The following is a 6,117-nucleotide window of genomic DNA, read 5'->3' as shown; positions in this document are numbered from 1 at the left end:
ATCTGGCTATGAGTAAAGTTATGTTAAGTAGGGAATATGCTTGATTTACTGGTTTGTGGACAACCTCTTAGGCTACTTTCACATTGATATTGCTGAAGTTAGAGCACTTTCTTAATATAATCCTTATCTCCAAACAATAAACCTGCAAGTTTCTTAGCTAGACTTGGTCTTAATGTCAAAAAAACTTGCTTTTAGACACTAACAGTTATATATTTTGATAAATCAGGGTTGTATACAAAATGAAGAGCTTAAAGGAATTATCCTTAAGAATTAAGAATATTAAATCTGTACAGAAAACCACGAAAATAATGCAAATGGTTTCTGCAGCAAAGTTGTTACAAAGCCAAAAGAAGTTATTAAATTCAAAATTATATGTATCTAAGCTGCATAACATTATTTCTTCATTAATGCTATCAGTTGATCAAGAATTACTAGCAAAAATTCTAAATGTCAGTAACGACGGTTCTTACCTAGTATTCATTGTTGCGTCTGATCGTGGCTTGTGCGGCAACTTTAACTCTTCTATTGTCAAATTTAGTCAAGAGCGTGTAAATAAGTCAATCGCAAATGGCAAAAAAGTAGATATTGTATTTCTTGGTAAAAAAGCTTTTGATGTAGGTAAAAATAGACTTGACTCTAAAAGTATCTTAAAAATTGAAAATAGTAAGGGAATCACGTTAAAGCACGTAGAAGCTTTGGTTGATGGTATAGATTTAAGTAAATACGATAAAGTTAAAGTTTTTTATAGTAAATTCTATAATACCTTCACGCAAAAACCAATGTTGGAAACAATAAAACCATGGAGTAAAGACTCATCCTTGATTGATAGCTCTCTGGCTGGTCCAACAACAGATTACGGCTATGAGTATGAACCACAAAATATTGAATTTATTTTAAAATCTTTGGTTCAAGATTACGTTGTAATTGCTCTTTACTCTGCTTTACTTGAAAGTGCAACGAGTGAGAATAGTGCTAGAATGGTTGCTATGGAATCAGCAAACAGAAACACTAAAGAGATACTGAACAAATTAGCATTGCTTTATAATCGTTCTCGTCAAGCAGCGATTACGACTGATTTAATTGAAGTTATAGGTGGTGCAGAATCTTTATAGAAATCTAAGGAATAGAAAATGAATATATTAAATATTGCAGCAGATATTACTAAACTAATAAAAAAGCAAAATCAAGATGCGGAAGTTACAATATATGAAACTAATAAGACTTCAGTTTCTCAGCGTCTATCAAAAATTGAGCAAATATCACAATCTAAAAATTGCACTGTAGGAATCAGAGCTATAGCAGGTAAAAACAAAGCTGCGTATATTTCTACAAACGATTTGAATAATCTGAGTGATACAGTAAGCCAAGTGGTAGAAATGGCAAAGAATGCGCCAGAAGATCCTTGCATTAATTTTGCTGTAAATGGTAGTAATTATATCTCTTCTGCAGATTTAAGTATCTCAGATAATAATGTTGTAACCGTTGATAACCTAAAAGAAATTGCTGAAGCTGCAGAAAATTCAGCCCTTGCACATAAGAGTATCACTAATTCTGAAGGAGCCTCTTCTTCATACGCTTTAGTGAATACAGTATTATCGACTGTTTCTGGTTTTATTGGCTCGTTTAGTAAATCAACCTTTGCTAATCAGGTCTCTGTTGTTGCTGGAAGAGAAAGTGAAATGAAGGTTGGTTACGATTATGATATAGCATGTAATTTTAGTGATTTAAAGTTGCCAGAGTTAATGGGAAAAGAAGCAGCAAAAAGAGCAGTTGATCAATTGAATTCACGTACAATGAAAACTGGTAAATTTCCAGTTATTTTTGAAAAAAGAGCAGCAAAAGGGCTAGTAAAAAGTTTTGCTTCTGCTATAAATGGGAGCAGTATTATAAGCAACAGTTCTTTCTTGAGGGGTAGTTTAAACGCTCAGATTTTCAACGATAGAATTAATATTATCGATGATCCATTGTTGCCAAGAGGCATAGCATCGAGGCCATTTGATGGAGAAGGGATAACTAGCAAGAAAAATATATTTGTAAAAAACGGAATATTACAAAATTGGATTTTAGACTTATACTCGGCTAGAAAATTAGACTCAGAAACAACCGGAAGTGCAACTCGTGCAAGTAATGCTGCAGTTATTCCTGCAGCTAGTAACCTCTACATTGAGAATGGTAATGTATCGTTTGAAGAATTAATTCAGAAAGTGAAAGAGGGAATATATGTAACTGATTTATTTGGTTTTGGTGTTAATTTAATCAATGGCGATTACAGCCAAGGCGCTTCCGGATTTTTTATAGAAAATGGAAAAATAATGTATCCAATACATGAAATTATCATTGCTAGCAATTTGAAGGATATGTTTAGCAATTTAGTCGTTGCAGATGATCTAACTTTTTGTGGGCAATTTAATTCACCAACGATTAAAGTTAGCGAAATGACGGTTGCAGGTTCGCTTAACGATTAAAAATTTTATTTGCATTAAGTACAACAATTGTGTATTATTGTCATGTAATGTTAAGAATAGACTATGGAGTATAAAGGTTTAGTTTCAATAGCTAAGCTTAAAGCATTCTCAATCGTAATTTTAAAGTTTTTCATCACATTAGTAATGTTAATTAATAATTTAGGAGTTGTTTAAATGGAATTTGGTAATGTAAAATGGTTTAATGCCGAAAAAGGCTATGGTTTCATCAAGCCAGAAGGTAAAGGGGGTGACGTTTTTGTACATATTAGCACGTTGGAACGTTCAGGAATAAGGCCTGAGACACTTAAAGGAGAGAATAAAGAGAAGGGGATAAAAGGAGAAAGGGTGAGTTATGAGGTTAAAGAGGAGCGCGGTAGAAACGGAGAAGATAAAAAATCTGCAATAAATTTAAGATTGGAAGATTAATCTATTATGAAGTCTTTTAACAGGATTAACGTATTGTGAATAATTTTCATGGGATGGGTCTCCCAGCTTTGCTTACACAAGCTCTAGATAAAAATAATCTTTTCGTCCCAACTCCGATTCAAATACAAGCGATTCCCTTAGCGCTACAAGGTAAAGATATTCTTGGGTCTGCTCAAACGGGAACTGGAAAAACTTTGGCATTTGCTATTCCGTTGGTTGCTAAGTTGCTGAATGAGCCTAACACTGGTTCAGCTTTAGTCATCGTGCCAACCAGGGAGCTTGCGCATCAGGTAACAAATGAGATAAGAAAACTCTTATTTCAAAATTCTGCACTAAGGGTCGCTTTATTGATTGGTGGTGAGCCTATTTTTAGGCAGCTAAATCAGCTTCAGAAAAAACCACAAATTGTAATAGGTACTCCTGGTCGTATTATAGACCATATTGAGCGTAAAACTTTGATTACTCGCAATGTTAGCGTTCTTGTGCTTGATGAAACGGATCGTATGTTTGATATGGGTTTTGGAATTCAAATTGAAGGGATCATGAAATATCTGCCAAAAATACGGCAGACTCTTATGTTTTCTGCAACTCTTCCTAGTGATATAGTTGAACTTACTGAGAAGTACCTTAATCGACCAGAACGTATTTCTGTTGATTGTGAGGCTACAACTTCTGTAAAAATTAAGCAAGAAGTTGTTTATGCATCAGAATCAGAAAAATATGGGAAGCTTGTTATACAACTATGTCAGCGCGAAGGGTCAATCATTATCTTTGTCAAAACAAAGCAAGGAGCGGATCAGCTAGCTAGCAGATTGCATAAAGATGACTATAGCGCTTTAGCAATTCATGGTGATTTAAGGCAGCACAAGCGCGAAAGGGTCATTAATTCTTTTCGTCGTGGCCGTAATCAAATCATGGTTGCAACAGATGTTGCTTCTCGCGGCCTTGATATTCCCCACATTCAACATGTTATCAATTATGATGCACCACAATCGCAAGCTGACTATATTCATCGTATAGGTAGAACTGCACGTGCTGGAGCTGAAGGGCATGCGCTATCTTTTGTTACACCTCAAGATAAGAGAAGACTGCCTGCGCTGGCAGACAAAGAAGGAGAGCCAAATTTTGATTGTAGTGTGCAATTTAAAAAACGTAACAGCAAAAAGGTCTTTAAAAGGCCAAGTACGCTAAAGACTAAATACGGTAGAAAAAAGATCAATGCATTTCAGAAGAAAAGCAGAGTACTAGAAAAAGCGTATTAAATAGAATTTACCTACAACTTGATAAGCGTAAAACTCGTCATTCCGCTACTCATTAGCGGAATCTATGTTGAGATATCGCGGTGCTATGACGTAGATCCAGAGTGGGGATTCAAATTAGCTACAGCGAACTGTTGGATTTCAATTTTTTTAATAATTGTGTGCTATTCATTATATATGAGTTCCCACTTTTAAAGAGAATAGGAGATGATTTCCAAAAACTTAGAGGCAAGTTTGAATAGAGCACTATTCATTGCTTCTAATTTTAATCTAAAATATGCGAAAGTAGAACATTTATTGCTGGCGTTAACTAAAGACGTGGACGTAAATTACGTTTTATCAAGATGTAATATCAGAGCCGATGAAATCATCAATATGGATAACATTCTATCAAGATGCAATATTAAGGCTAATGATTATAATAATAATATAAAAGGGTTTTTACAAAGCAGTTCTGTATTGATTATCAGTGGAGTTAAACCTAGCTCAATGTTTCAATGCATAATACACAGAGCAATAATACGGGCTCATAGCTTGGGGAAAAAAGAAATAAATGGAGCAAGTGTTCTAGTAGAGATTTTGTCTGGGCAAGATTTATACGTTGAAGATCTATTACAGAAACAAAGTGCGAAAGATTCCAATTTGATTTACCATATATCTAATATGAAATACTCTAACGATATAGATGAATACACCACCAATCATAAAGTAAAACTTGATAAAAATAATGACGCTCCTACTACAGTAAATAAAGGTGAGCTACTAAAAGATGAGGAAATTCTACAAAGTTATTGTAAAAATTTAAATGACTATGCAAGAAGCAAAAAAATAGATTATGTTATTGGTCGTGATTATGAATTAAATCGCACTATAGAAATATTATTGAGGCGTAGAAAAAACAACCCTTTATATGTTGGAGACCCAGGTGTTGGCAAAACAACAATAGTTGAGGGTTTGGTATTGAAGATCATTGAAGGCAGTGTTCCGAGTGCACTCAGGTCCAGTATAATTTATGCTTTGGATTTAGGATCACTCCTTGCAGGGACACGCTACAGAGGTGATTTTGAAGAGAGAATAAAATCTATAATAAAAGCGATTGAGGTAAAACCAGGTGCTATCCTTTTCATTGACGAAATACACACTATCATTGGAGCAGGTTCTACAAGTGGTAGCTTTCTTGATGCAGGTAACCTACTCAAACCTGCGCTTGCAAGAGGTACACTGCGTTGTATAGGTGCACCACATATAGAGAATACAGCGCTAGTTTTGAAAAAGATAAAGCACTAGCGAGAAGGTTTCAAAAAATTAATGTTAAAGAATCTTCTGTTAATGAAACGATAAAGATACTAGATGGTATAAAGCACTACTATGAAGGGTATCATGGAGTATATTATACAAAGAATGCCATTAGGTCTGCGGCTGAACTTTCGCATAAGTATATTACTGGGCGAATATTACCTGATAAAGCGGTTGATGTTATTGGTGAGGCAGGGGCATATTGTAAATTGCTAAGAAACAGGGGTAAAATTGTAAATAGTAGAGATATTAAGAATACCATTACTAGAATTATAAATGTGCCTTGCGGATCTGAATCTGATGATTTGCAGAAAGTAAAGTCTTTAAAAGCTAATCTAGAGAAGGTGATTTTTGGCCAAGAGCAGGCAATAGAATCTCTTGTTAATTCTATTAAAATTGCTAAATCTGGGTTGAGAAATTACAATAAGCCTTTAGCAAATTATCTTTTTGCAGGGCCAACCGGTGTTGGTAAAACCGAGCTAGCAAAACAATTAGCAGAAAGCATGGGCATGAATCTTAGAACCTGTTAAGGATCTCGAAAATATGAGGTAAAATAAGCATAGTTAAGAAAGAGGTATATCTATGCAAAAAAGCTATCCAAGCGATATAAGTAAAGAACAATTTAAAAAAATTAGACCAATACTGGAGAGTAGCAGAAAGAAAACAAAACC

At 34.6% G+C, this 6,117-nt stretch carries 4 protein-coding genes and 1 pseudogene; all 5 read left to right on the top strand.

Going from position 1 to position 6,117, the window contains the following annotated elements:
- Nucleotides 1-239: 239 nt before the first annotated feature.
- Nucleotides 240-1,112 carry an ATP synthase F1 subunit gamma gene (gene atpG, locus OZD63_RS03445; protein WP_275008124.1) on the top strand — a complete coding sequence of 291 codons (873 nt, stop codon included), beginning with the start codon at nucleotides 240-242 and terminating at the stop codon, nucleotides 1,110-1,112.
- Nucleotides 1,113-1,130: 18 nt separating this feature from the next.
- A complete protein-coding gene (locus OZD63_RS03440; RefSeq protein ID WP_275008123.1) occupies nucleotides 1,131-2,465 on the top strand; it encodes a TldD/PmbA family protein in 1,335 nt (444 codons plus the stop codon).
- Nucleotides 2,466-2,639: 174 nt separating this feature from the next.
- Nucleotides 2,640-2,891 (top strand): cold-shock protein, encoded by a 252-nt coding sequence (locus OZD63_RS03435; protein WP_064124857.1) that lies wholly within the window; start codon nucleotides 2,640-2,642, stop codon nucleotides 2,889-2,891.
- A 35-nt stretch (nucleotides 2,892-2,926) separates the two neighbouring features.
- A complete protein-coding gene (locus OZD63_RS03430) occupies nucleotides 2,927-4,153 on the top strand; it encodes a DEAD/DEAH box helicase (protein WP_275008122.1) in 1,227 nt (408 codons plus the stop codon).
- 204 nt (nucleotides 4,154-4,357) lie between these two features.
- Nucleotides 4,358-5,964: pseudogene (locus OZD63_RS03425) on the top strand (AAA family ATPase); the annotation flags it as partial.
- Between the last annotated feature and the right edge of the window lie 153 nt (nucleotides 5,965-6,117).

Source organism: Wolbachia endosymbiont of Drosophila leontia (genome assembly GCF_028981785.1).
GTDB lineage: Bacteria > Pseudomonadota > Alphaproteobacteria > Rickettsiales > Anaplasmataceae > Wolbachia > Wolbachia pipientis.
This window is presented reverse-complemented; position numbering and strand designations above follow the sequence as displayed.

Coding starts and splice junctions, on each gene's coding strand:
- atpG (WP_275008124.1), top strand. CDS start 240: ATGAAGAGCTTAAAGGAATTATCCTTAAGAATTAAGAATATTAAATCT.
- OZD63_RS03435 (WP_064124857.1), top strand. CDS start 2,640: ATGGAATTTGGTAATGTAAAATGGTTTAATGCCGAAAAAGGCTATGGT.
- OZD63_RS03440 (WP_275008123.1), top strand. CDS start 1,131: ATGAATATATTAAATATTGCAGCAGATATTACTAAACTAATAAAAAAG.